General features: G+C 69.8%; 17 protein-coding genes and 2 pseudogenes. 8 read left to right on the top strand and 11 right to left on the bottom strand.

Annotation, left to right across the window (positions count from 1 at the left end; genetic code table 11):
• Positions 1-10 precede the first annotated feature (10 nt).
• The gene (mfd, locus tag D9R12_RS16250; protein WP_122229183.1) at positions 11-3,589 is read left to right on the top strand and encodes a transcription-repair coupling factor; all 3,579 of its coding nucleotides are present in this window, start codon (positions 11-13) and stop codon (positions 3,587-3,589) included.
• Between the two features lie 2,266 nt (positions 3,590-5,855).
• Here mfd and D9R12_RS16245 read toward each other — a convergent pair.
• Together D9R12_RS16245 and D9R12_RS16240 are read right to left on the bottom strand one after the other, a co-directional pair.
• Positions 5,856-8,492 (bottom strand): annotated as a pseudogene (locus D9R12_RS16245) (Lhr family helicase); the annotation flags it as partial.
• A gap of 65 nt (positions 8,493-8,557) precedes the next feature.
• Positions 8,558-10,328 (bottom strand): annotated as a pseudogene (locus tag D9R12_RS16240) (DEAD/DEAH box helicase); the annotation flags it as partial.
• A 241-nt stretch (positions 10,329-10,569) separates the two neighbouring features.
• On the opposite strand from D9R12_RS16240, the gene D9R12_RS06530 reads away from it, so the two are divergent.
• Positions 10,570-10,893, top strand: a complete 324-nt coding sequence (locus D9R12_RS06530) for a DUF3175 domain-containing protein (RefSeq protein WP_122229179.1) — start codon at positions 10,570-10,572, stop codon at positions 10,891-10,893.
• A 21-nt stretch (positions 10,894-10,914) separates the two neighbouring features.
• On the opposite strand, the gene cfa is transcribed toward D9R12_RS06530, so the two are convergent.
• The 3 genes from cfa to D9R12_RS06515 are packed head-to-tail and all read right to left on the bottom strand — an operon-like array spanning position 10,915 to position 13,233.
• A complete protein-coding gene (gene cfa, locus D9R12_RS06525) occupies positions 10,915-12,069 on the bottom strand; it encodes a cyclopropane fatty acyl phospholipid synthase (protein ID WP_122229177.1) in 1,155 nt (384 codons plus the stop codon).
• Between the two features lies 1 nt (position 12,070).
• Entirely contained in the window at positions 12,071-12,907 is an 837-nt protein-coding gene (locus D9R12_RS06520) for a DUF3298 and DUF4163 domain-containing protein (RefSeq protein WP_122229175.1), read from the bottom strand.
• A 50-nt stretch (positions 12,908-12,957) separates the two neighbouring features.
• The gene (locus D9R12_RS06515; RefSeq protein ID WP_122229173.1) at positions 12,958-13,233 is read right to left on the bottom strand and encodes a GNAT family N-acetyltransferase; all 276 of its coding nucleotides are present in this window, start codon (positions 13,231-13,233) and stop codon (positions 12,958-12,960) included.
• Positions 13,234-13,430: 197 nt separating this feature from the next.
• On the opposite strand from D9R12_RS06515, the gene D9R12_RS06510 reads away from it, so the two are divergent.
• Positions 13,431-13,631: a hypothetical protein gene (locus D9R12_RS06510; RefSeq protein WP_014160311.1), complete on the top strand. Its 201-nt coding sequence runs from the start codon at positions 13,431-13,433 to the stop codon at positions 13,629-13,631.
• 274 nt (positions 13,632-13,905) lie between these two features.
• On the opposite strand, the gene D9R12_RS06505 is transcribed toward D9R12_RS06510, so the two are convergent.
• Positions 13,906-14,511, bottom strand: coding sequence for a rhomboid family intramembrane serine protease (locus tag D9R12_RS06505; protein WP_014160310.1), 606 nt, complete (start codon positions 14,509-14,511; stop codon positions 13,906-13,908).
• Between the two features lie 449 nt (positions 14,512-14,960).
• Between D9R12_RS06505 and D9R12_RS06500 the strand changes: the two genes are divergently transcribed.
• The 3 genes from D9R12_RS06500 to dbpA all read left to right on the top strand — a co-directional run bounded on the left by D9R12_RS06500 (position 14,961) and on the right by dbpA (position 19,241).
• On the top strand, positions 14,961-16,730 hold the full coding sequence (locus tag D9R12_RS06500) for a M14 family metallopeptidase (RefSeq protein ID WP_425479063.1): 1,770 nt from the start codon (positions 14,961-14,963) through the stop codon (positions 16,728-16,730).
• A gap of 649 nt (positions 16,731-17,379) precedes the next feature.
• Entirely contained in the window at positions 17,380-17,811 is a 432-nt protein-coding gene (locus D9R12_RS06495) for a barstar family protein (protein ID WP_014160308.1), read from the top strand.
• A gap of 53 nt (positions 17,812-17,864) precedes the next feature.
• Complete coding sequence (dbpA, locus tag D9R12_RS06490) at positions 17,865-19,241, top strand: ATP-dependent RNA helicase DbpA (protein ID WP_122229171.1); 1,377 nt, start codon at positions 17,865-17,867, stop codon at positions 19,239-19,241.
• Between the two features lie 160 nt (positions 19,242-19,401).
• Here dbpA and D9R12_RS06485 read toward each other — a convergent pair whose 3' ends face one another.
• The 4 genes from D9R12_RS06485 to D9R12_RS06470 all read right to left on the bottom strand — a co-directional run bounded on the left by D9R12_RS06485 (position 19,402) and on the right by D9R12_RS06470 (position 23,140).
• On the bottom strand, positions 19,402-19,932 hold the full coding sequence (locus D9R12_RS06485; RefSeq protein ID WP_014160306.1) for an adenine phosphoribosyltransferase: 531 nt from the start codon (positions 19,930-19,932) through the stop codon (positions 19,402-19,404).
• 78 nt (positions 19,933-20,010) lie between these two features.
• A complete protein-coding gene (locus D9R12_RS06480; RefSeq protein ID WP_122229169.1) occupies positions 20,011-21,567 on the bottom strand; it encodes a protein adenylyltransferase SelO in 1,557 nt (518 codons plus the stop codon).
• 150 nt (positions 21,568-21,717) lie between these two features.
• Positions 21,718-21,933 carry a cold-shock protein gene (locus D9R12_RS06475; RefSeq protein ID WP_014160304.1) on the bottom strand — a complete coding sequence of 72 codons (216 nt, stop codon included), beginning with the start codon at positions 21,931-21,933 and terminating at the stop codon, positions 21,718-21,720.
• Positions 21,934-22,258: 325 nt separating this feature from the next.
• A complete protein-coding gene (locus D9R12_RS06470; protein ID WP_122229167.1) occupies positions 22,259-23,140 on the bottom strand; it encodes a pseudouridine synthase in 882 nt (293 codons plus the stop codon).
• Between the two features lie 71 nt (positions 23,141-23,211).
• Between D9R12_RS06470 and D9R12_RS06465 the strand changes: the two genes are divergently transcribed.
• Entirely contained in the window at positions 23,212-23,760 is a 549-nt protein-coding gene (locus D9R12_RS06465) for a YaeQ family protein (RefSeq protein ID WP_014160302.1), read from the top strand.
• Positions 23,761-23,762: 2 nt separating this feature from the next.
• On the top strand, positions 23,763-24,953 hold the full coding sequence (locus tag D9R12_RS06460) for a BaiN/RdsA family NAD(P)/FAD-dependent oxidoreductase (protein WP_122229165.1): 1,191 nt from the start codon (positions 23,763-23,765) through the stop codon (positions 24,951-24,953).
• Positions 24,954-25,024: 71 nt separating this feature from the next.
• Here the strand turns inward: D9R12_RS06460 and D9R12_RS06455 are convergent, their stop codons facing one another.
• Positions 25,025-26,275 carry a multidrug effflux MFS transporter gene (locus tag D9R12_RS06455; protein WP_122229163.1) on the bottom strand — a complete coding sequence of 417 codons (1,251 nt, stop codon included), beginning with the start codon at positions 26,273-26,275 and terminating at the stop codon, positions 25,025-25,027.
• Positions 26,276-26,357: the final 82 nt, after the last annotated feature.

Below are 26,357 nucleotides of genomic sequence, written 5' to 3'. Positions count from 1 at the left end.
TGGCGGACTGATGAGCAAGTCCCCCCACTCCCCGCCGCTGCCGCGTGCCGGCCAATCGCGCGCCTGGTGGCGCGCCCCTTCGTCCCCGACCGCGCTGGCTTGGTACATCGCCCAGGCCGCCCGCGCACATGACGGTCCGCTGTTGGCCATTGCCGCCGACAACCAGGCCGCGCGCCAGCTCGAATCGGACCTGCACACCCTGCTGGGGCCGGACCCGGAGCTGCCGGTGCTGCCATTCCCGGACTGGGAGACCCTGCCCTACGACCGGTTCAGTCCGCACCCGGACATCATTTCCCAGCGCCTGTCGGCACTGAACCGCCTGCCCACGCTGGGCCGCGGGATCGTGGTGGTGCCGATCCAGACCCTGATGCAGCGGCTGCCGCCAGTGGCGCGCATGGTCGGCAGCAGCTTCGACTACAAGGTCGGCCAGCGGCTGGACTTGGACGCGGAGAAGCGCCGCCTGGAAGCGGCCAGCTACCGCAACGTGCCGCAGGTGCAGGACCCGGGCGACTTCGCCGTGCGCGGCGGGCTGCTGGACGTGTTCCCGATGGGCGCGCAAGCGCCACTGCGGATCGAGTTGTTCGACGAGACCATCGACACCATCCGCGCCTTCGACCCGGACACCCAACGCTCGCTGGAAAAGACCGATGCAGTGCGCATCCTGCCCGGGCGCGAAGTGCCGCTGGATCCGCGCAGCGTCGAGCAGGCGATGAACACCCTGCGCGAGCGGTTCGACGTGGACACGCGCAAGAGCGCGCTCTACCAGGACCTCAAATCCGGCATCGCCCCGGCCGGGGTGGAGTACTACCTGCCGCTGTTCTACGCGCAGACCGCCACCTTGTTCGATTACCTGGGCCAGACGGCGCTGCCGCTGCTGGCCGAGGTGGCGCTGAGCAATGGCGATGCGTTCTGGCTGCAGGCGCAGGCGCGTTACGAACAGCGCCGCCACGATGTCGAACACCCGGTGCTGCCACCCGAGGAACTGTACCTGGGGCCCAATCCGCTGCGCGAGGCGCTCAACCGGCTGCCGCGCATCGAGCTGTGCGGGCCGGCGCATCCGCGTTTCGAGGACGCCACGCCGCTGGGCGATGTCGCCCTGCCGCCGCTGCCGCTGGCCCCGCGCGATGCACCGGCAGGACAGGCGCTCAAGACCTTCCTGCAGGACTATCCGGGCGGGGTGCTGATCGCCTCGGACTCGGCCGGCCGCCGCGAAGCGCTGATGGAAGTGATGCAGTCGGCCGGTCTGATGCCGGAGGTGGTGGCCGATTTCAATGCTTTTCTGAACCCTTCTCCCTCCGGGAGAAGGTGGCGCGAAGCGTCGGATGAGGGTACGACGAAGACCGCAACGTCCGAACCATCGCGCGCGTCCCGCACCCTCACCCCGCTCCCGGTGGGAGAGGGGCTCAAAGGCAGGTTCGCCATCGCCGTGGCGCCGCTGGAAGACGGCTTTGCGCTGGAATCCCCGCCCATCGCGGTGCTGACCGAGCGCCAGCTGTTCCCCGAGCGGGCCAACCAGCCGCATCGCCGGCGCCGCAGCGGCAAGGAGCCCGAGGCGATCATCCGCGATCTGGGCGAGCTGTCCGAAGGCGCGCCGATCGTCCACGAAGACCACGGCGTGGGTCGCTACCGCGGCCTGGTGACGCTGGAAGCCGGCGGCATGCCGGCCGAATACGTGGAGATCGAATACGCCAAGGGCGACCGCCTGTACGTGCCGGTGGCCCAGCTGCACCTGATCAGCCGCTATTCCGGTGCCTCGGTGGAAACCGCGCCGCTGCATTCGCTCGGTGGCGAGGCCTGGACCAAGGCCAAGCGCCGGGCGGCGGAGAAGGTGCGCGATGTGGCCGCAGAACTGCTGGAAATCCAGGCCCGCCGTCAGGCGCGCGCCGGCCTGGCACTGGACGTGGACCGGGCGATGTACGAGCCGTTCGCGGCGACCTTCCCGTTCGAGGAAACCCCCGACCAGCTGCACGCCATCGACGCGGTCCTGCGTGACCTGGCCAGCAGCCAGCCGATGGACCGGGTGGTCTGCGGCGACGTGGGCTTCGGCAAGACCGAGGTCGCCGTACGCGCCGCGTTTGCCGCAGCCAGCGCCGGCAAGCAGGTGGCCGTGCTGGTGCCGACCACGCTGCTGGCCGAGCAGCACTACCGCAATTTCAGCGACCGCTTCGCCGACTGGCCGCTGCGCGTTGAAGTGCTCTCGCGCTTCAAGTCGGCCAAGGAGATCAAGGCCGAGCTGGCCAAGCTGGCCGAGGGCGAGCTGGATGTCATCGTCGGCACCCATCGGCTGCTGCAGCCGGATGTGAAGTTCAAGGACCTGGGCCTGGTCATCGTCGATGAGGAACAGCGCTTCGGCGTGCGCCAGAAGGAGGCGCTCAAGGCGCTGCGCGCCAACGTGCACCTGCTCACGCTCACCGCCACGCCGATCCCACGCACCCTCAACATGGCCATGGCCGGCCTGCGCGACCTGTCGATCATCGCCACCCCGCCGGCCAACCGCATGGCGGTGCAGACCTTTGTCACCGTGTGGGACGAGGCGCTGCTGCGCGAGGCTTTCCAGCGCGAGCTCAGCCGAGGCGGCCAGGTGTATTTCCTGCACAACGATGTGGAAAGCATCGGCCGCATGCAGCGCGACCTGCAGGTCATGGTGCCCGAGGCGCGGATCGGCGTGGCCCACGGCCAGATGCCCGAGCGCGAGCTGGAGCAGGTGATGCTGAGCTTCCAGAAGCAGCGCTTCAACGTGCTGCTGTGCTCGACCATCATCGAGTCGGGCATCGACATCCCCAACGCCAACACCATCATCATCAATCGCGCCGACCGCTTCGGCCTGGCCCAGCTGCACCAGCTGCGCGGGCGGGTGGGTCGCTCGCACCATCGCTCCTATGCATATCTGGTCACGCCGGAAATGCGCTCGCTGACCGACGACGCGCGCCGCCGGCTGGAAGCCATCTCCTCCATGGACGAACTCGGCGCCGGCTTCATGCTGTCCACCCATGACCTGGAGATCCGCGGCGCCGGCGAGCTGCTGGGCGAGGACCAGAGCGGGCAGATGGCCGAGATCGGCTTCAGCCTGTACACCGAGCTGCTGGAGCGTGCGGTGCGCTCGATCCGCAGGGGCCAGCTGCCCGACCTGGATGCCGGCCAGGCGCGCGGGGCCGAGATCAGCCTGCACGTGCCCGCGCTGATCCCGGAAGATTATCTGCCCGACGTGCACACCCGCCTGACCCTGTACAAGCGCATCTCCAGCGCCCCGGACGTGCACGAACTGCGCGAACTGCAGGTGGAGATGATCGACCGCTTCGGCCTGCTGCCCGACCCGGTCAAGTCCCTGTTCGCCACCGCCGAGCTCAAGCTCACCGCCGACGCGCTGGGCATCCGCAAGCTGGAACTGGGCGAGAACGGCGGCCGCATCGTGTTCGACGCCAAGCCCCAGGTCGACCCGATGACCGTGATCCAGATGATCCAGAAACAGCCGCGGATCTACGTCATGGACGGCCCGGACAAGCTCAGGATCAAGCTGCCCCTGCCCGAGCCAGCCGACCGCTTCAACGCGGCCAAGGGACTACTCGCGGCCCTGGCGCCGGCGGCGTGAAGCTGCAGCGCTGGCAGCTCCTTCTCCCCCGCCTGCGGGGCGAGAAGGCACGGCTTGCGCGCCACTGGCGCGCGTGCCTTGGAGCGCCCGCGCCGCTAGCGCGGGCCGGGGTGCGAAGCAGAAGTGGCTCGAAGAGCCGATGAGGGGGCGAGCGCAGCCGGCGGACATCGCGTTTGGCAGCTTCTTCTCCCCCGCTTGCGGGGCGAGAAGGCACGGCTTGCGCGCTACTGGCGCGCGTGCCTTGGAGCGCCCGCGCCGCTAGCGCGGGCCGGGGTGCGAAGCAGAAGTGGCCCGAAGGGTCGATGAGGGGGCGAGCGCAGCCGGCGGACATCGCGTTTGGCAGCTTCTTCTCCCCCGCCTGCGGGGCGAGAAGGCACGGCTTGCGCGCCACTGGCGCGCGTGCCTTGGAGCGCCCGCGCCGCTAGCGCGGGCCGGGGTGCGAAGCAGAAGTGGCCCGAAGAGCCGATGAGGGGGCGAGCGCAGCGAGTGTGCTGTTGCCTCACATGCGGTGAAACGAGGCAAGAGCGCGCTCGCTTTGCTCGCGCCCCCCTCACCCCCGGCCCTCTCCCCCGCTCGCGGGGGAGAGGGAGCAAAGCAGCCCCGCCTGACCGTTGATCGTGATCGTCGCCGGCGCCAGCTCCATCACCCCCCTCAGTCGCTCGCCGCGACTTCGAGCTCTCCCCGCAGGCGGAGGAGAAGGAGCAAAGCAGCCCCGCCTGGCCGTTGACCAGGACAAGCAGCTTCTTCTCCCCCGCCTGCGGGGGAGAAGTGGCTCGAAGAGCCGATGAGGGGGCGAGCGCAGCGAGTGTGCTGTTGCCTCACATGCGGTGAAACGAGGCAAGAGCGCGCTCGCTGCGCTCGCGCCCCCCCTCACCCCCCTCAGTCGCTCGCCGCGACTTCGAGCTCTCCCCCGCTCGCGGGGGAGAGGGAGCAAAGCAGCCCCGCCTGACCGTTGATCGTGATCGTCGCCGGCGCCAGCTCCATCACCCCCCTCAGTCGCTCGCCGCGACTTCGAGCTCTCCCCGCAGGCGGAGGAGAGGGAGCAAAGCAGCCCCGCCTGGCCGCTGACCAGGACAAGCAGCTCCTTCTCCCCCGCCTGCGGGGGAGAAGTGGCCCGAAGGGTCGATGAGGGGGCGAGCGCAGCGAGTGTGCTGTTGCCCCTTGGGTTGAAACGACGCAAAGGCGCGCGCTCGCTTTGCTCGCGCCCCCCTCACCCCCTCAGTCGCTCGCCGCGACTTCGAGCTCTCCCCCGCGAGCGGGGGAGAGGGAGCAAAACAGCCCCGCCTGGCCGTTGATCGTGATCGTCGCCGGCGCCAGCTCCATCACCCCCCTCAGTCGCTCGCCGCGACTTCGAGCTCTCCCTCGCGAGCGGGGGAGAGGGAGCAAAGCAGCCCCGCCTGACCGTTGACAGGGACAAGCAGCTTCTTCTCCCCCGCCTGCGGGGGAGAAGTGGCCCGAAGGGTCGATGAGGGGGCGAGCGCAGCCGGCGGACATCGCGTTTGGCAGCTCCTTCTCCCCCGCCTGCGGGGCGAGAAGGCACGGCTTGCGCGCCACTGGCGCGCGTGCCTTGGAGCGCCCGCGCCGCTAGCGCGGGCCGGGGGGCGAAGCAGAAGTGGCCCGAAGGGTCGATGAGGGGGCGAGCGCAGCGAGTGTGCTGTTGCCTCACATGCGGTGAAACGAGGCAAGAGCGCGCTCGCTGCGCTCGCGCCCCCCCTCACCCCCGGCCCTCTCCCCCGCTCGCGGGGGAGAGGGAGCAAAGCAGCCCCGCCTGACCGTTGATCGTGATCGTCGCCGGCGCCAGCTCCATCACCCCCCTCAGTCGCTCGCCGCGACTTCGAGCTCTCCCCGCAGGCGGAGGAGAGGGAGCAAAGCAGCCCCGCCTGGCCGCTGACCAGGACAAGCAGCTCCTTCTCCCCCGCCTGCGGGGGAGAAGTGGCCCGAAGGGTCGATGAGGGGGCGAGCGCAGCGAGTGTGCTGTTGCCCCTTGGGTTGAAACGACGCAAAGGCGCGCGCTCGCTTTGCTCGCGCCCCCCTCACCCCCGGCCCTCTCCCCCGCTCGCGGGGGGAGAGGGAGCAAAACAGCCCCGCCTGACCGTTGATCGTGATCGTCGCCGGCGCCAGCTCCATCACCCCCCTCAGTCGCTCGCCGCGACTTCGAGCTCTCCCCCGCTCGCGGGGGAGAGGGAGCAAAACAGCCCCGCCTGGCCGTTGACAGGGACAAGCAGCTCCTTCTCCCCCGCCTGCGGGGGAGAAGTGGCCGCCGGGATCAGGCCGGCATCGACGCCTGTAGCCTGGCCTGGCGGCCGCTCAGGACGGCCAGCGCGGCGGCGCGGGTCTGCGGGTCCAGGCTGACCAGCGCGTTGAAGTGCTCGGTCACCCAGGTTGCGATCGGTACGCCGTCGCGGAACAGCACGCGGTTGCCCGGCACCCGCGCCACCCGCTCGCCGGGCAGCACGCTGCCCAGCAGGTTGGCCGGGTCCGAGGCCGACAGGCTGAGCAGGCGTCCGTCGTGCGGGCGATGGCGTATCTGGCGCAGCAGGCCGATGGCCTCGGGCAGGGCGAACTGTTCGCCGGACAGCCCGTCGATGAAGCGGCCGCCGCGGATCTCGCCGCGCGCTTCCAGGCGCTGGTAGACCCGCACCAGCTCGCGCCAGGGGGGCAGCCAGGCGGCCTCGCGTTCCAGCAGGCGCCAGGCGATCACGCCGTAGCGCTGCAGCAGGATCCGGGCGATGTGTTCGACCGACTCGCCACGCGCTTCGGCCATCAACGCACGGCCCTGGGCCTGATCGGCATCGGGCACCTGGCGCGCACGCACCAGCGCCCAGCGGCCGGCGTCCTGGATGCCGAACAAGGGCACGCGCCGGCGCTTGCGCGACAGCGCCGAAGGCCGCCTGGACGCCGGCACCAGCAGCGCGCGCAGGCCGCCGAAGCTGTCGCAGTGCGCGCGGCCGCGGGCCACCAGTTCGGACAGCGCGTCCTCCAGTTCGGTGGACAGCAGGCGCGTGCCCTCGGCGATCTCGTCGAAGAACGAGGCCCCGTGCGCGGCCAGGTAATCGGCCACGCGCTGCGCGCGCGAGCCCAGCGCCGCCTGGCCCTCGCCGGCTGGCGCCAGCCGGGTCCAGTGCGCGGCGCTGCGCCGGGGCAGCAGCAGGATCGGGGTCGAACGCAGGGAGTTACCCACGGTGCCGCGCGAAGGTGGCTGTGCCGGCAGCGCGGCGACGGCATCGCTGGGTGCCGAGCGCAAGGCGCTGGGCCGCCGCGTGCGCGGGGATGACGGTATCGCGGCTGAAGCGGTCGCCGGCGGCGGCCGCAGCCGCGTCCACAGCAGGCGCCCGGCGCTGCACAGCTCGTCCAGCCAGGACGGCGCGTAGTCGCGCACGCGCGCCGACAGGATCTCGCTTTCCCACACCGCCGCCTGCGCCTCGAAGCCTTCCAGCTGGGCCAGCACGCCGGCCAGCGCTTCGGGCCCGGCCACCCGGCTGTCGGCATCCAGGTGCTGCCACTGGAACAGGAAGCGCGCGTAGTCGCGCACCGGCACCGGTTCGATCTCGCGGCGCAGCCGGCCCAGCGTGTAGCGGTGGATGCGCGCCAGCAGGTGGCGCTCGCACCACTCATCCTGCGCCGCGCCCGGACTGAAGCGGCCGGCGATGACGAAGCCCTCGGCCTGCAGCGCCAGCAGGGCCAGTTGCACCTGGGCCAGCGGCAGCTGCAGGTCGGCTGCCAGCAGCGCGGCCGGTGTTGGGCCGAAGCCGGACAGCCGGGCGCGCAACAGCTCGCGCAGTGCGGTTTCCGGCTGCCAGTCGGCCACGGCGTAGCCGCGCGGCACGGTGATCTGCGGCTCGGGCCCGGCGCCCGGATACAGCGGACCGAACTGGGCCAGGCGCTCGGCCCCGACCCACAGCCCGGGCGTTCGGTCGGCATCGACCAGCTGCGCCGCGCGGCCGGCAGCGGCCAGTTCGGCCAGCCATGCGGCCCAGCCCGGGTTGGCGGCGACTTCGGCCGGGGTCAGCAGGCCCAGCCCGGTCAGCGCCTCGTGCAGCTCGTCGGCATCGCGCACCTGCGGCCAAGCTTCGGCGCGCACCGCGGCGATCGCCTCCGGATCGAGCCGGCCCAGGTCGTCGGCACTGTCCGGATCGCTGTAGCGGCGGGTCTGGACCGCCTGGGTGCGGCGCTCTTCCAGCGGCGCGTCGTCGAGGAAGGCGTAGGGCTTGGCGTTCAAGGCCTCGGCCGCCAGCGGTGAGGGTGCGGCCAGATCGCGCGCCAGCAGCTTCACCTCGCCTGCCTCCATGCGTCGCAGCAGGACCAGCCAGCCGTCGGCGTCCATGGCCTGGTGCAGGCAGTCTTCCAGGGTCTGGGCGACCAGCGGATGGTCGGGGATCTGGCGCTGGCCGGCGAGGTTCTCCAGGCACGCGAGCTGGTCGGGAAACACCGCGGCCAGCAGGTCCTGGGACTTCATCCGCTGCAGCTGCGGGGCGGTCTTGCGGCCGCCGCTGAAGCGCGGCAGGGCCAGCGCATTGGTCGCGTTCCAGCGCCAGCGCACACCGAACAGCGGCGCATCCAGCAGCGCCTGGACCAGCACCTCCAGCGCGCTGGCCGACTTGAGGTAATGCCAGACCTCCTCCAGCGCGAAACTGTGGCTGGTGGACAGCGACAGCACGATGGCGTCCTCGGTGGCCGCGGCCTGCAATTCGAAATTGAAGGTGCGGCAGAAGCGCTTGCGCAGGGCCAGGCCCCAGGCCCGGTTGAGGCGGCTGCCATACGGGCTGTGGATCACCAGCTGGGTGCCGCCGGAGGCATCGAAGAAGCGCTCCATCACCAGCTGCTGCTGGGTCGGCAGGGTACCCAGCGCGGCCGTTGCGCTGCCCAGGTAATCGGCGATCTGCCGGGCGGGCTCGGCCTCCAGCGCAAGGGCGTGCATCAGCATCGGCTGCACCGCCTCGCGGCCGCCGCGCTCGATGGCCTGTGCCACCTGGGTGCGCAGGCGCGAGACTGCCTGGGAGAGTTCGTCGCTGCGCCCGGGCGCCTCGCCGAGCCAGAACGGGATGTTGGGCGCCGCGCCACGGGCATCTTCCACGCGCACGCGGCCGGCTTCCACCCGCAGGATCCGGTAACTGGCGTTGCCCAGCTGGAACACGTCGCCGGCCAGGCTTTCCACCGCGAAATCCTCGTTGACCGTGCCGATGGTCTGCGCCTGCGGCTCCAGCACCACCGCGTAGTCGCCGGTCTCGGGAATCGTGCCGCCGCTGGTCAGGGCGGTCATGCGCGCGCCGCGGCGCTGGCGCAGGCGGCCATTGACCGCATCGCGATGCAGGTGGCTGGCGCGCTGGCCATGGCCGGTGCTGAAGCCTTCGGCCAGCATCCGCACCACCGCATCGAAATCGGCGCGGGCCAGTTGCGCATACGGCCAGGCGCCGCGGACCAGGTTGAACAAGGCGTCCTCGTCCCATTCGCCGGTAGCGACCTCGGCCACGATCTGCTGGGCCAGCACATCGCGCGGAGCCTGGAGCAGGTGCAGCGCGTCCAGCTCGCCGCGGGCAATGGCATCGAGCAGCGCCGCGCATTCGACCAGCTCATCGCGCGACTGCGGGAACAGCCGCGCCTTGGGCGTGCCGCCGACCGCATGGCCCGAGCGCCCGGCGCGCTGCAGGAAGGTGGCGATCGAACGCGGCGAACCGATCTGGCAGACCAGGTCGACCTCGCCGATGTCCAGGCCCAGCTCCAGCGAGGCGGTGGCCACCAGCACCTGCAGCTGGCCGGCCTTGAGCCGCTGTTCGGCCAGCAGCCGCGCCTCGCGCGCCAGGCTGCCGTGGTGCGCGGCCACGGCCTGCTTGCCCAGCAATTCGCCCAGGTGACGGGTCACCCGTTCGGCCATGCGCCGGGTGTTGACGAACACCAGCGTGGTGCGGTGCGCGCGCACCAGCTGCGCGATCCGTTCGAATACCTGCTGCAGCTGGTCGCCGGAGATCACCGCCGACAGCGGCGTGGGCGGCAGCTCCAGGGCCAGGTCGCGCTGGCGGGTGTAGCCGATGTCCACGATCGCGCAGTCCGCTGTGTCCTGGTGCACGTGGCGCGTGCCGACCAGGAAGCGGGCGACCTGCTCGATCGGCTTCTGGGTGGCCGACAGGCCGATGCGGGTGGGCGGCCTTTCGCACAGGTGGGCCAGGCGCTCCAAGGTCAGCGCCAGGTGGCTGCCGCGCTTGTTGGCGGCCAGCGCATGGATCTCATCGACGATCACCGTGCGCACCTGACGCAGCGCGGCGCGGCCGGAGTCGCTGCCCAGCAACACATACAGCGATTCGGGCGTGGTCACCAGCACGTGCGGCGGCCGCTTGCGCGCGGCGGCGCGCTCGGGCTGCGGGGTATCGCCGGTGCGCACGGCGGTGCGGATGGCCACATCGGGCAGGCCAAGCTGGGCCAGTTGCGCGCGGATGCCGGCCAGCGGTGCGTCCAGGTTCAGGTGGATGTCGTTGGACAGCGCCTTCAGCGGCGAGACGTACAGCACCCGGGTTTCATCGGGCAGCACGCCGCCGGCTTGCAGGCCTTCGCGCACCAGTGCATCCAGCGCGGCCAGGAACGCGGTCAGGGTCTTGCCCGAGCCGGTCGGCGCGGCGACCAGGGTGTGGCGGCCGGACTGGATCGCCGGCCAGGCCTGTTCCTGCGCTGGGGTGGGCGCAGCAAATGCACTGGCGAACCAGCGCTGGACGGCAGGATGGAACGAATGGGCCACGGGTGGCGGCACGAACAGCGCGGCGAGGATGAAGTGCCCAAGATGGGGACGCGTCCGGGCGCGGTCAATACGCGATGCAGCGGTGTTGTGACCGCGGGCCGGTCCCCAAGTGGGACGGTGCCCGCACCTGTACACGGCCTCTGAAGGTTTTCACAACAACCGGTTTGCAGTTGTTTTACGTCAGGACCGATAGCGTCCTTGATTGCCCGCGCAGACTTTCCCCCGCATTGCGCGCGAACGAGGACCGAAACCCATGATGGCCTTGAAGCACGGACATGATGACGATGCGCACCAAGACCACCGCTGGTCGCAGCAGGTCACCGAGACCAGTGATGCCATGGATCTGGCCGCTGGCGTATTCGAACAGGACGACCCCCGCGCCATCGCCCGCTCGCTGAAGCACTCGGCCGAATCCAGCACCCGGCGCAAGGCGCCGCCGTTCCGCTCGGCAATGTCGATGCTGGTGTTCTACATCAACCGGGCCGGCAAGAACCTCTCGCAACAGCAGCGGGAGATCCTGGAACAGGCCAAGGACGAACTGCGCGCGCTCTACGGCAAGCCGCGCAAGGCGGCTTGAGCGCCACATCGCGCCGTGCCTTCAGCGCGGCGCGATGTAGCCGCCAACCACACCGCGCGGGGACAGCACCAGCTGCCACAGCTGCGAGCGCCGGCTGCGGAAGGTGGCCATCGAGGCGGCCAGGTAAAACCGCCACATGCGGCGGAAGCGCTCATCGTAGCGCGCCGACAGCCGCGACCATGCCGCTTCGATGTTGCTGCGCCAGGCCTGCAGGGTGCGGTCGTAGTCGGTGCCGAAATTGTGCCAGTCCTCGATCACGAACTGGCCTTCCAGTGCCTGGGTCACCTGCACCGGCGAAGGCAACATCGAGTTGGGAAAGATGTAGCGCGCGATCCACGGATCGGTGCGGGTCTGCGAGACGTTGGTGCCGATGCTGTGCAGCAGGAACAGGCCCTGCTCGCTGAGCACACGCCGCACCGTCTCGAAATAGGTGCGGTAGTTCTTCACGCCCACGTGCTCGAACATGCCGATCGACAGCACCGCGTCGAACGGACCTTCCACCGTGCGGTAATCCTGCAGCGCGATCTGGATCGGCAGGCCGGCGCACAGCTGGCGCGCATACTCGGCCTGCTCCCTGGAGATGGTCACCCCGACCCCGCTGACGCCATAGCGCTGCGCGGCAAACTTGAGCGCCTCGCCCCAGCCGCAGCCGATGTCCAGCACGCGCATGCCGGGCCGGAGCCCCAGCTTGCGGCAGACCAGGTCCAGCTTGGCTTCCTGCGCGGCATCGAGCGTATCGGCATTGCGCCAGTAGCCACAGCTGTAGACCAGGCGCTGGCCCAGCATCGCCGCGTACAGGTCGTTGCCCAGATCGTAGTGCTGTTCGCCGACCTTGCGGCTGCCACGCAGGGTTTGCGCGTTGAACAAACGCGCCCGCAGCGCGTCCCAGATCTCGCCGATGCCGTGGACCTGCTCGTCCAGGCGCGCGGCCAGCAGCCGGGTCAGGAACCGGTCCAGCGAAACGGCATCCCACTGACCGTCCATGTAGCCCTCGCCCAGCCCCAGCGATCCCTGGCTCAAGAGCCGCGCGTAGAGCGCCGGATCATGGACCTGCAGGTCCCAGGGCCGGTCGCCGCCGATGCGCACATCGGCCTGACTCAGCAGGCGGGCAACGCGGGCCTGGAAGCGCGGGGCGCGGGTGGTGGCGGTGGTGGCCGGTGCCTGGAACTGTTTCATTTCACCTCAGGAAAAGATCGGCGTACGCCGGTGCCAGGTAGGGGCCCAGGACCTGGGCCGGAACATCGACGGTCTGGGTGCCGTCGGCATAGGACCCCACCTGATAGGGCGGGAACACGAACCGGACCGCGGCGATCTTGCCGTCGGCGTTCATCACCGGCTGGAACTGGCTGAAGTTGGCCGCTTCCGGGCCGGTGCCGGCGTCGATCATGCTGGTGCCCGACTGCAGCATCCGGGCGCGCTCCTCCGGTGCCATGTCCGCACCGTCGGCGCGCAGCGACAGGCTGGTGTGCAGCTGCTCGCGCACGTAGCTGCTGACCGCCTGCAGGCCTTCGGGCGAAGGCAGCATCGCCTGGGTGGTCAGCATCGCTTCGTGCCTGGGCAGCCAGGTGAAACGCGCCACCAGCGGCTCGCCGTGGGCGCCGCCGGTGTAGCGCCCGCCATCGGCGGCCACCGACACCACCTCGGGCGTTTCGGCCACCATTTCGAACGCCAGCGACAGTTCATAGGGCGCGGGGGGTTTCTCGCTGCCCAGGCCATCGACCGCCTGCATGAGTCCGGCGCGGGCGGCGCCGGCGTAGTCGCCCAGCGCCTTGGCCAGGCCCGGGTACCGGTTGGCCTGCGGCGGATAGCTGATGCCCACCACATAGCGCGGATCGGACTCGGCCACGTCGGTCAGTACGGTGGAAGCCGGTGCCGGCGCGGGCGCCTGGGCCGGCGCCGAAACCGGCGGCGCGCTGGCGGCCGGTGCGGGCGGCGGTGCCCGGTTGCAGGCAGCCAGCAACATGGTCAGCACGGTCACACTGGCGATGGTCTTGGCAGAGCGCACGCTGGACATCTCCGGGCAGAGAACGGCGCGAGTGTACCCATCATCCGCCGCCGCGCGTTTCATTTTGACAGCGCCGCATATTCGGGATGGCGCTCCAGGAAACTGGCTGCATACGAACACGCCGGCGTCACTTTCAGCCCCTGGTCCTGCGCATGGGCCAGTGCGGCGCGGGTCAGGGCTTCGGCCAGGCCGCGCCCGCGCAGGGCGGTCGGCACGCCGGTGTGGGTGATGACCATGCGGTGGCCCTGCAGCTGGTAATCGAGCACGGCCTGCTGTCCGTCCGCGTCGATGACGAAGCGGTTGGCCTGGGGCTGGTGATGGACAGGCTGGGTCATGGGCATCTCTCCGGTTGCGGGTGTCGATCCCGGCACTGCCCTGGCCGGTCCGGCGTGGATGGCAGGGTTGGACCCAGCGCGTCACCTTTTGGCAGGAACCGCGCATTGCGGGCTCGCAGCCGTGGCCAACGCCGCCTGGACGATTGGCACGGATGATGCGTGAAACACCTCGAGATCATCTGGACAGGGGCAGTGCAATGAGCCACATCGAAGACCCGTCGCAAGGGCCGAGCGACTTTACCTTGCTCGAAGGCCTGTATCAGCTGGCCATCACCGGCCATACCAAGGATTGGGAGTTCGAGCGCCTCAACAACGCCGTGTACGAGCGCCTGCTGTCCTCCTACGCCGGCAAACCTCCTTCGTTTGACAAAAGCAAGCGCCGGTTCACCGGTTCCTGACCGAAGGCGCATACAGCAGCAACACCTGCTTCAACATTGCCACGACGGGCGACGGGGGTCGCCCGTCTTTTTTTGTGGCCCACCATCCCTGGCGGCCACCCCCGGATCAAGTCCGGGGCAGGCTCTTCGGGCCGTTGCTGCGCAACGTCAAGAATCGCTCCAGGCGATTTTTTGCCTGTGATTTGCTCGGTCGGCCCTTCGGGCCCATGCACGGCATTCACACCCAGCAGACGCTGCCCTGCAAGTTCAGCAGTTCCCGGCTGCATCAACCGGTTTAGAACCTCGGCCGGCTCAGTTCGGACAGGAAGTGCTGCAGGACCTGCGGCTGCATGATCATCAGGAACAGGATTCCGTAGGCCGCCCCGGACAGGTGCGCACTGTGGTTGATCCGGTCGCCGCCGCGGCGGTCCATCCAGATGCTGTAGGCGACGTAGAGGATGGCAAAGACGATCGCCGGCATCGGGAACACGAACACCACGATCCTCGACCACGGCGCCAGCAGGATGAAGGCGAACAGCACCGCCGAGACCGCGCCGGAGGCACCGAGGCTGAAGTAGTTGGGGTCCTTCTGGTGCTTGAGGTAGGTCGGCAGGATCGCCACCACCAGCGCCGAAAGGTAGAACAGCGGAAATACCCACAGCGCACCGGTCTGCTCGGCCATGAAGCCCTCGATCGGCCGGCCGAAGAAGAACAGCGTGAGCATGTTGAAGAACAGGTGCATGAAGTCGGCATGGATGAAGCCATGGGTGAGCAGGCGATCGTATTGATGGTTCCTGGCGATGGCCGGTGGCCACAGGATCAGGCGGTCGGCGATGCGGCGGTTGTTCAGGGCCAGCAGCGACACCACGACGGTGACGGCGATGAAGATCAGGGTGAACATCGAAATCCTGGGGTCGGGACGAGGAGCGCCGCCTCAGGCGACCCGAGCATTGTCCTGCATCCGCTCGCCTGATGTCTCAGAGCAGGTGCTTGCGCCGAGCGCGCGGCGATCCGGCGCCAGACATCCTCGTTACCCTTGCAGCCACACGACAGACGGGCGTCTTCCCCTTCCGCGCCCGGCTGACCCTCCTGTCATGCCGCGGCTTGCCCATGTGCTGTTGATCGGCTGGCAAGGCGCGCCGCCGCTGGCATCATGGCGGCCCGCACTGAACACGGTGAAGCTGCCCGATGCGCCTGCGTCCCGCCCTGGTACCGCGACAGCCGGAAAATGTCGAGCCGAATGTGCCCACCCACCAGCTCGCGGCCGCGCAGACGTTGCCCGCATTGCCAGTGCGGGCAACGCAGCGTGCCTTGCGCCGCGCCACGATGACCGTCTCCAGGCTGCGCCCCCTGGCGAGGGCCGCGACCCTCGCCTGCCTGCTGCTTTCGCCCCTGGCCGGCGCGGCGTCCACCATCGGTGATGCCGATCTGGTCACCGAATCGGAGGCCTCCGGCTTCCACCGGACCGGCCGTTACCAAGAGGTCGGCCGGCTGTGCCAGGCCTTCGCCGCCCGCTGGCCCGCTGCCGTGCGCTGCTTCGACTACGGCACCACGCCCGAGGGCCGGCCGATGCATGCCATGGCCCTGTCCACCAGCGGCGCGCTGGACCCGGCCGCGGCCAGGGCGCGCAAGTTGCCGGTGGTGCTGATCCAGGGCGGCATCCACGCCGGCGAGATCGACGGCAAGGACGCCGGCTTCCAGGTCGCGCGCCAGCTGCTGCAGGGCACCCGCGCCAGGGGCACCCTGGACAGGCTGGTGTGGCTGTTCGTGCCGGTGTTCAACGTCGACGGGCATGAGCGCTTCGGCCCGTGGAACCGGCCCAACCAGCGCGGCCCGGAACAGATGGGCTTCCGCGCCACCGCGCAGAACCTCAACCTCAACCGCGACTACATGAAGGCCGATGCGCCGGAGATGCAGGCGATGCTGGCGCTGGTCGAGCAGTGGGATCCGCTGCTGGCCATGGACCTGCACGTCACCGACGGGGCCAAGTTCCGCCATGACGTGTCGGTGCAGGTCGAGCCCTCGCATGCAGGCGATGCCACCCTGCAGCGCGATGGTGCGGCCCTGCGTGCAGCGGTGATTGCCCAGCTCGACCGCCAGGGCTCGCACGCGCTGCCGTTCTATCCGGCACTGGCGCAGAACGACAATCCGGCTGCCGGCTTTGCCGATGAGGTCTATCCGCCGCGCTTCTCGCATGGCTATTTCCAGCTGCGCAACCGCTTGGGCATGCTGGTGGAGACCCACGCGTGGCTGCGCTACCCGCAGCGCGTGGCGATCACCGGCAATGCCATCGTCGCGGTGCTGCAGCAGGTTGCCGCGCATGGCGCCGCATGGCGCGCCGACGCCGCTGCCGCCGACCAGGCCGCCACCGCGCTCGGTGGCCAGCCGCAGGTGCTGGACTGGAAGGCCAGCGACCAGGTGCGGATGATCGACTTCCTCGGCTATGCCTACACGCGCACGCCCTCGGACGTCTCCGGCGCGCTGATGACGCAGTACGACGAAACCAGGCCGCAGGTCTGGCACATTCCGCTGCGCGAGACGATGACGCCCTCGGTCACCACCACCGCCCCGCGCGCCGGCTATCTGGTGCCAGCCGGCTGGGCGTCGATCGTGGAGCCAAAGCTGCGCGTGCATGGCCTGCAGTACCGGCGCCTGGACGCTGAGTCGGCGCAGCAGGTGCAGGCCTTCCGCGCGACGAAGATCGACTTCGCCAAGACCTCCACCGAGGGCCGCCAGCGCCTGAAGCTCAGCGGCGCCTGGGCCGACGAACCGGCCCAGCTGCCCGCCGGCAGCCTGTTCGTGCCGATCGCCCAGCCGCGCGCGCGGCTGGTGGTGGCCCTGCTGGATCCGGCCGCGCCGGATTCGCTGCTGCAGTGGGGCCTGTTCAATGCGGCCTTCGAGCGCAAGGAGTACATGGAAGGCTACGTCGCCGAGGAAGTCGCACGGCAGATGCTGCGCGATCGGCAGGTCAAGGCGCAGTTCGAGCAGCGCCTGAAGGACGACCCGGACTTTGCCGCCAATCCACGCGCGCGGCTGGAGTTCTTCGCCCGCCGCCATCCCTCGTGGGACACCCGCTACGGCCTGTATCCGGTGCTGGGCACCGATACCGCGCCGCCCTGACGTCATCAACCCATTCCCGGGAGCGAACACATGCTCAAACCAGGCCGGTTACGGCGGCTCGATGATCGGCAAGCGGCCCGGCAGGGCACCGGCCGGCCGCGCCCGTCCGGTTCGGCGACCGGCCAGTGCCAAGGCCTGGGAGAGTCGTGGCCGGCCCGCCGCTGGCCTGGAACCGACGCGGCCCACCACCCGAAGGGACTGGCCCGGGACCCGCCTGCCCGGACCGTGCAGTAACGCGCACGACGCCCGCTGCAGGCCCGTGGCGCCAGCGGAATCCCCGTCACAGACCGGCGTATGGTGACCGATCTTCACCCATTGAACCGTTTACAAGCGGGCCGCGTCGGCCGACACTCTCGTCTCTCAACCTGAACAGGGAAAAGCGCATGTCGCTTGGGGGATTGGGCGCGTGGGGCGCCCAGGGGAACAGCGCGTGGCTGCGCCTGCTCGCTGCAAGCGCGGGGGCCATGGCACTGGTCTGGCGCCCATGGTGGTGCTCAGGCAGTACCGGAAAGCTGCAGCGCGCCGCACCACATCAGGCGGCGAGCGCGTTGCCACGGGCGTCAGGTGGCGCGTTGCCCGCATTCCTGCCCGCGCCAGCGCGGCAAAGCGCACCGGTGTTCGTCCCTGACCAATCCCAGGTACCCGCCCGATGAGCAGCCACGACCCGCAGCTGGAAGATCCCGGCCGCGCCGGCGTGTATTTCGTCAGCGCCCACGAGCTGGACGTGCTGGCTGCATTCGCCTTCGAGGCGCGGCTGCTGGTGCGACGGATCGACCTGATGGGCGTGCGCGACAGGCGCACCCTGCTGCTGCGCATCGCCGTGGCGCTGGATTTCCCGATGGCTTCCGGGCGCAACTGGGAGGGCCTGCTGGATTGCCTGCGCGACCTGCAGTGGCTGCCGGCGCCGGGCTACGCGCTGCTGCTGGAAGGCGCCGGCGAGATGCACGCCCACAACGAGCCGGACTTCGACACCCTGGTCGCGGTGCTGGACCAGGCGCAAGCGGCCTGGCGCGCGCGCAATGTCCCGTTCTGGGCGTTCATGGCCCTGCGCGACAAGGACATCGCCGAGCTGGAAGACTGAAGCCGCTCGCCGATGTTGCTTCGCAGCCACCGGCGAAGCTGCGATCATGGCCGATGGAAGATTTTTCGACTTTGCCGCTGTCCGACGCGCTGCGGCGCGGCCTCGACGCCGCCGGCTATACCCGGCCCACCGACATCCAGGCCCGCGCCCTGCCGCCGATCCTGGAAGGGCGCGACGTCATCGCCCAGGCCCCCACCGGCAGCGGCAAGACCGCCGCCTTCGCCCTGGGCCTGCTCACCCGCATGGACACCGGCCTGGTCAAGACCCAGGCGCTGGTGCTGTGCCCGACCCGCGAGCTGGCCGACCAGGTCGCCCGCGCGGTGCGCCGCCTGGCGGTGGGCCTGCCCAACCTGAAGGTCTCGCTGCTGTGCGGGGGCATGGCGCTGGAACCGCAGCTGGCCTCGCTGGAACACGACCCGCACGTGGTGGTCGGCACCCCGGGCCGGATCCAGGAACTGCTGCGCAAGAAGGCCCTGCACCTGAACGGCGTGCGCGTGCTGGTCCTGGACGAGGCCGACCGCATGCTCGACATGGGCTTCGAGGAGCAGATCCGCGAGATCCTCGGCCGCACGCCCAGGACCCGCCAGAGCCTGCTGTTCTCGGCGACCTGGCCGCAGGCGATCCGCGCCATCGCCCAGGACAGCCTCAAGGAACCGGTCGAGGTCGCCACCGATCTGGCCACCGCCGACACCCCCGACATCCTGCAGCGCTTCTGCGAAGTGGAGCCGGCACTGCGCCAGAAGGCCCTGGCCGGCCTGTTGCTGCAGCAGCGGGTGGAGCCGGCGGTGGTGTTCTGCAACACCCGCAAGGACGTGGACGAGGTGGCCAACTCCCTGCAGGGCTATGGCTTCTCGGCGCTGGCCCTGCACGGGGACATGGAACAGCGCGATCGCGAGGAAGTGCTGGTGCGCTTCTCCGGCGGCAGCTGCAACGTGCTGGTGGCCAGCGATGTGGCCGCCCGCGGGCTGGACGTGGAAGAGCTGGCCGCGGTGTTCAACTACGAACTGCCGACCGACACCGACACCTACACCCACCGCATCGGCCGCACCGCACGCGCCGGCCGCAGCGGCCTGGCCTTCAGCCTGGTGACCCCGCGCGAACTGCCGCGCGCCCGCGCCCTGGAGGAACTGGCCGGCGCGCCGCTGGCGTGGATCAAGACCCCGCTGGCCACCGGCCGGCCCAGCCAGCCGCCGCGCGCGCCATTCGTCTCGCTGCGCGTGGACGGCGGCAAGAAGGACAAGCTGCGCCCCGGCGACATCCTCGGCGCCTTGACCGGCGAGGCCGGGCTGCCCGCCAGCGCGATCGGCCGGATCATCATCGGCCCGGTGCGCAGCTACGTCTCGATCCGGCACGAACACGCCGAAAAGGCGGTGGCGCGGCTGTCGGCCGGCAAGATCAAGGGCCGCAGCTTCCGCGTGCGCGCGCTGTAGAAATCATCGTCCCGCGGCGCAAGCCCAAGCGCATGCAGCCCCGAGTCTGGTCCGTTGGGACCTTTCTCCCGGATCCGCACCAGGGCGGCGCAGCCCCGGCAAGCAATCGCAGCAGGTCCGCCCCTGCAACAAAGGGGTCCCAGCCTGCTGCCGGGAGCATTCAGGGAAAGCGCAGCGTCGCAGTCAGCGGCAGATCCGCCTGCCAGCGCCCACGGCCACCCAGCGACTGCAGTTCGATCAGCACCGCCGCACCGAGCACGTCGCAGCCCTGCTGGCGGGCCAGCGACAGCGCCGCGTGCAAGGTGCCGCCGGAGGCCAGCACGTCGTCGACGATCAGGACGCGGGTGCCGGGCGCGACCGCATCGGCGCGCAGCTGCAAGGTGTCCTTGCCGTATTCGAGCCCGTATTCCACCGTCAGCACCGATCCGGGCAGCTTGCCGGGCTTGCGCACCGGCACGAAACCGCTCTTCAACGCCCGCGCCAGGGCCGCGCCCAGGATGAACCCGCGCGATTCGATGCCCAGCACCGCCTGCACGCCGGCGTCGCGCCAGGGTTCGGCCAGCGCGCCGGTGGCCGCGGCGAAGGCCGCGGCGTTGGCCAGCATCGGGGTGATGTCCTTGAACAGGATTCCCGGCCTGGGGAAATCGGGCACATCGCGGATCAGGCCCGCCCACTCGGTTTGGCCGTACATCACGCTCTCACGTTCCTGGATGAAGGCCGATCCTACTGCACATGACCGGCGGTGCCAGCCGCAGCGGTGCAGCAGCGATCAGGAACTGCACGAGAGCATCGAGCAGCCGGGCGCGGAACGCGCCCAGTCCGGGCGCTTGCGCGCGAATGCCTCGCGTCCGGGCTGGTCGTCGTACGGATGGCGCAGCACCTCCAGCAACGCGTGCACGCCGCCCAGATCGCCGGCGTGGGCGCGGTCGATCGCCTGCTGGGCCAGGTAGTTGCGCAGCACGTAGCGCGGATTGGCCGCGCGCATCCGGGCGCGGCGCGCATCCTCGCTGCCCTCCTGCGCACAGCGCTGCGCGTAGCGCTCCAGCCACGCACCGAACGCGCCGGCATGCGCCTGGTACTTGGCATCGTCGTAGAACGCCTCGCGCAGCCCTTGCAGTGCCTGCGCACCCGGCGCGTGCTCGCCCAGGCCGCGGAAGAACAGGGTCATGTCCACTTCGGCCTGTTGCAGCAGCGCATGCAGATCGGCCATCAGGGCCTGGTCGGCCGGTCCGCATTCGGCCAGCCCCAGCTTGGCCGCGATGGTGGCCCTCTCGGCCGCGGCATAGGCGTCGGCGTAGCCCCGCAGCGCGTCCTCCAGCGGCGCGGCGTCGGCGAACAACGGCGCCAGCGCACCGGCCAGCCGGCTCAGGTTCCAGAACGCCACCTGCGGCTGCCAGCCGAAGCGGTAGCGCCGGCCGCTGGCATCGGTGGTGTTGGGCGTCCAGTCCAGGTCGAAATCGTCGATCCAGCCATAGGGGCCGTAGTCGATGGTCAGGCCGGTGATCGACAGATTGTCGGTGTTCATCACCCCGTGCACGAAGCCCACCCGCATCCAGTGCGCCATCAGCGTGGCCGTGCGCGTGCAGACCTCGGCGAACCAGGCCGCATCGCGGGCCTGGCCCGCCGGCCCGTCCAGGTGCGGGAAATCGCGGGCGATGGTGAAGTCCACCAGCTGCCGCAGCAACGCGGACTCGCCGCGCGAGGCCGGCAGTTCGAAATGGCCGAAGCGCAGAAACGACGGCGCCACCCGGCAGACCACAGCGCCCGGTTCGGGCGCGGCGTGGCCGTCGTAGAACATGTCGCGCACCACCGCCTCGCCGGTCCCGATCAGGCACAGCGCGCGCGTGGTCGGCACCCCCAGGTGCGCCATCGCCTCGCTGCACAGGAACTCGCGAATCGACGAGCGCAGCACCGCCCGGCCATCGGCGAAGCGCGAGTACGGCGTGGGGCCGGCGCCCTTGAGCTGCAGCTCCTGGCGCGAACCATCGGCCGCAATGACCTCGCCCAGGCAGATCGCCCGGCCATCGCCCAACTGCCCGGCCCAGTTGCCGAACTGATGGCCGCCGTAGTTGGTGGCATACGGCGCCATCCCCGGCAGCAGCGCGTTGCCGCCGAACACCTGGGCGAACTGCGGATCGGCGATGTCGCCTGCGCTCAGCCCCAGCAGGTCGGCCACCTCGGCCGACCAGGCCAGTACCCGCGGGGCGGCCACGGCGGTCGGTGCGACCTGCGACCACAGCGCGCCGCGGACCTGGCGCACCTGCGGCCCGGACACCGGGTCGCCCGGCAATTCACGCAGCAAGCGGTTGTCGAAGTTCAGTTGCATGCGCACAGCCTACGCGCCCATGCCTGCAGGGCAGCCAAACCAGGCGCACGCCGCTGCGTTCAACGGCAAGCCCTTGCAAGCGGCGCATAAAAAAACGCCGGGACAGGCCCGGCGTCTTTTATGCTGCGTGTGAGGCGATGAAGCGGTCGATCAGACCGGCTGCACCTGGTCAGCCTGCATGCCCTTCTGGCCCTGCACGGCCACGAAGGTCACGGCCTGGCCTTCCTTGAGCGACTTGAAGCCGGTGCCCTGGATCGCGCGGAAATGCACGAACAGGTCCGGGCCGCTCTGCGGGGTGATGAAGCCAAAGCCCTTGGCATCGTTGAACCACTTGACGGTGCCCTGCTGGCGCTGGTTATCGGACATTTTTACTACTCCTGGAAACATGTTGATGGGTAATCACAACCACGAAGAACCGCGGCTGAGACTGGGTTTGCAGGCGTAGGAAAAACGCAAACGATGTAGCGATCTAGCGATCTACCGCATCAGGTCTCACGATTTACGGGTGAGCCTGGCAAGCACAGTGGGCGCACCATACGCAGGTTGCGGGGAAAAAGCCAACACAAATGCAAGCCCGTTCATCGGTTCGTTCGGCGCAGGCGCGGACCGGCCGCAGCCAGGTTTGGAAAACCAACAAAAATTACTTTTAATTCATACGGTTGTGAATTGACGCGATGCTCCCGGGCCGCCGTTACGCCAGCGCAAGCCTGCTGCGGAAATGGCGCGTTGCACCACAAACCGGATCGAGGAAACCCAGGCTGCAGGCCAACAGTTGCAGCGGACGGCTGAAATCATCCGGCGTTTCAGCCTGCAGGAGCGGATAGCAGCGGTCGTTGCAGATCGGGGCGCCCAGGGCCGCCATGTGCACGCGCAGCTGGTGCTTGCGGCCGCTGACCGGGGTCAGCGCGTAGCGCCAGTGGATCTGGCCACGTTCGAGCACCTCGATGCGGGTCAGGCTGTTGGCCGGGCCCTGGCCTTCCTCGGTACGGAAGAACGGCGTGCCACGCTGCAGCCGGCTGCGCCGTTCCAGCGGAAATCCCTGGTCCGGCAACGGCGGCGCCAGGGCCTCGTAACCCTTGTCGATGCGGCGCTCGCGGAACAGCGCCTGGTAGGCCCCGCGCGTGGCCGGATCGGTCGAGAACAGCACCAGGCCAGCCGTGTCACGGTCGATCCGGTGCAACGGCACCAGCGTGGCGCAGCCGGTGCGCGCCTGCAGCCGGGCCAGCAGGGTTTCGCGCACGAAACGCCCGGCCGGGACCACCGGCAGGAAGTGCGGCTTGTCGGCCACCAGCAGGTGCTCATCGTGGTGGAGGATGGTTTCGCTGAACGGGATCACCGGTTCATGGGCAACCTCGCGGAAATAGACGATCTCCTGCCCCGCCCGCCACCGATCGCCTGGCGCAAGGGCGCGGCCGCCGCGATCCTGAACGCGGCCCCGGGCGAACCGGTCCTGCCACTGCATGGCCGAAATCCAGGGAAAGCGCGCGCACAGCCCTTCCAGCAGCGTGGTCCACGGGCCGGGCGCCAGCTGCAGGCGAGCGGGAATCGAGGCGGGAGACGGCGGGTTTTCCATCAGGCGTCTGCTCCGGCGCGCATCGAGGCGAACTGGCCATATCATGACGCCTGTTCTTCATCGGTACCGGCATGGCCCTTTCCGCCACGATTCGCAAGGTCGAGTTGCAGATCAGCGACATCGACCGCAACCACTACGCCAGCCACGCGCTGACCCTGGCCCAGCATCCTTCCGAGACCGACGAGCGCCTGGCGGCGCGCTTGCTGGCCTTCATCCTGCACGCCGACGAGCGCCTGGAATTCGGCCGCGGCCTGAGCAACGAGGACGAACCGGACCTGTGGCGGCGCGACTACAGCGGCCAGATCGAGCAATGGATCGAGCTGGGCCAGCCGGACGAGAGCCGCCTGCGCAAGGCGGCCGGCCGTTCGCGCCAGGTGGTGGTGCTCAACTACAGCGGCAATCCCGGCGATGTGTGGTGGTCCAGGAACGCCGCCTCGCTCAAGCGGATGAAGCAACTGACCGTGATCGACCTGCCGCACGCGCAGGTCAGGCAGCTGGCCGATACGCTCCAGCGCACCATGCGCCTGGACGTGCTGACCCAGGATGGCGAAACCCAGCTGATGGGCGATGCATTGCAGCTGGTGCTGGTCCCGACGATCCGGCACGCGCCGCCGGCCTGAAGATGGCGTCCGGCTTCAGCCACGACGTGCTGGTCATCGGCGGCGGCGCGGCGGGCCTGATGTGCGCGGCCACCGCCGGCGCGCGCGGTCGCTCGGTGCTGGTGATCGAACACGCCAACCGGGTCGGCAAGAAGATCCTGATGTCCGGCGGCGGGCGCTGCAACTTCACCAATACCGGCGCCAGCCCGGCCAACTACCTGTCCAGCAACCCGCATTTCTGCCGCTCGGCGCTGGCCCGCTACACCCCGCGCGATTTCATCGCCCTGGTCGAAAGCCACCGCATCGCCTACCACGAAAAGGAACTGGGCCAGCTGTTCTGTGACGATTCGTCCAGGCAGATCGTGGCCATGCTGCTGGCCGAATGCGAACAGGCCGGGGTCCACATCGCCACCGGCTGCAGCATCGAGCAGGTGACCGTGCACGAAGGCGGCGGCTATCTGGTGCACAGCGCGCACGGGGCGTTCGCTGCGCCCGCGCTGGTGGTGGCCAGCGGCGGCCTGTCGATCCCCTCGATGGGGGCGTCGGGCTTCGGCTACGCGCTGGCCAGACAGTTCGGCCACACCCTGCTGCCCACGCGGGCCGGGCTGGTGCCGCTGACCTTGAGCGGCAAGCCGCAGGAACAGCTGGCCGACCTGGCCGGGGTGGCCTTGCCGGTGCGCGTGACAAGCGGCAGGACCGCGTTCGAGAACGCGATGCTGTTCACCCACCGCGGCGTCAGCGGCCCGGCGATCCTGCAAATCTCCTCCTACTGGCAGCCCGGCCAGCCGCTGCACCTGGACCTGCTGCCCGGCCAGGACGCACTGGACCTGCTGCAGGCCCAGCGCGCCGCGCGCCCGGCAGCCGAGCTGAAGACCGTGCTGGGCGACCTGCTGCCGCGCCGGTTCGCCCAGCGCCTGTGCGAACACTGGCTGCCCAACAGGCCGATGAAACAGTTCAACCCAGCACAACTGCGCCAGGCCGCGCAGCTGCTGCGCGCCTGGCCGCTGGTGGCCAGCGGCACCGAGGGCTATCGCACCGCCGAGGTGACCCTGGGCGGGGTGGACACCCGCGAGGTCTCGCAAGCCACCTTCGAATCCAGGCGCGCGCCGGGCCTGTACTTCGTCGGCGAGGTGCTGGATGTGACCGGCTGGCTGGGTGGCTACAACTTCCAGTGGGCCTGGGCCTCCGGGCACGCCGCAGGGCAAGCGGTCTAGCGCAACCGCGCGCTGCCTGCGCGCAGGGCCGGGTTTGGTGCAAGCCCTCCTCCTGCACAGGCCGTCCGCGCTCAGGCGCCGTCGGTCGATTCCAGCCGTGTCGCGATTGCACCCTGGCGCTGCAGGCGTCGGCCGGCACGCCGGTCGGCCTTCCAGCACAGCCAGCCAGCGGTGAAGAACGCGCTCGCACCCAATGACAGCTTCAGCGGATCGTGCGCGACCAGGGGCGAAAGCACGCCGGCGACGATGGCATTGCAGGTCAGTTGCACGAAGGCCTGCAACGACGAGGCCAACCCGCGCTGGCGTGGATACAGGTCCAGCACGGCCAGCGCCACGATCGGGAACACCAGGCCCATGCCGGTGCCGGCAAGCAGGATCGGCAGCACTGCCCACGGCACGACGAACGTGCTGGACAGCGCGGCATAGCCGATGCTGGCCACGCTGGCCACCGCGCAACAGACAAAGCCCACGCGCGCCTGCGCGGCCGGCTTCATCCTGCCGGCCATGCGCCCGGACAACCACGAGCCCAGGGTCATGCCGCCGATGGTGGGGATGAACAGCCAGGCAAAGTCCTGCTCGGTCTTGTGCAACAACTCCAGCACGAACACCGGCGCCGAGGCGATATACAGGAAGATGCCGGCGAACATCAGTGCGCCGACGGCGGCCAGCCGCTGGAAGCGGCGGTCCCGCGCAATCCCCGTATAGCCTCGCCACAGGCCGGTCACCGACAGCGGCGTGCGCGATGCCGGTGGGTGCGTTTCCGGCAGCCATACCGCCGTGGCCAGCAGCAGCACCACACCGAAGGCGACCAGGAACCAGAAGATCACCGGCCAGCCCGCGCCGGCGCCCAGGATCCAGCCGCCGATGATCGGCGCGATGGCCGGGGCGATGCCGAAGATCATCGACACCTGGCTCATCAGCTTCTGCGCCAGGTGCCCGCTGTAAAGGTCGCGGATGACCGCACGGCCGACGATCATGCCGACCCCGGCCGAGAAGCCCTGCAGGGCGCGGAATGCCAGCAGCGTGCCCAGGTCAGGCGACAGCGCGCAACCGGCCGAGGCAATCACGAACACCACCAGCCCGCCCAGGATCACCCGCCTGCGGCCGAACGCGTCGGACAACGCGCCGTGGGCCAGGCTCATCACCGCATAGGCCGCCAGGTACACGCTCACCGTCTGCTGCACCGCCACCTGGTCCACGCTCAGGCGCTGGGCCAGCTGCGGGAACGCCGGGAAGATGGTGTCGATGGTGAACGGGCCGAACATCGCCAGCCCCGCCAGCAACAGGGCAAGCCGACGGGTCGAGGTGGCAGGCAACGGCATGGGACATCCTGGAAGGGACCGCCGCGACCGGTGTCCGGCGGCGACACGACGCAGGCCGCGCCAAGGACAAGGCACGGGCCGA

Source organism: Pseudoxanthomonas spadix (assembly GCF_003703395.1).
Lineage (GTDB): Bacteria > Pseudomonadota > Gammaproteobacteria > Xanthomonadales > Xanthomonadaceae > Pseudoxanthomonas_A > Pseudoxanthomonas_A spadix.
Note: the sequence above shows the minus strand (reverse complement) of the source record. Positions and strands in the feature narration are given on the sequence as shown.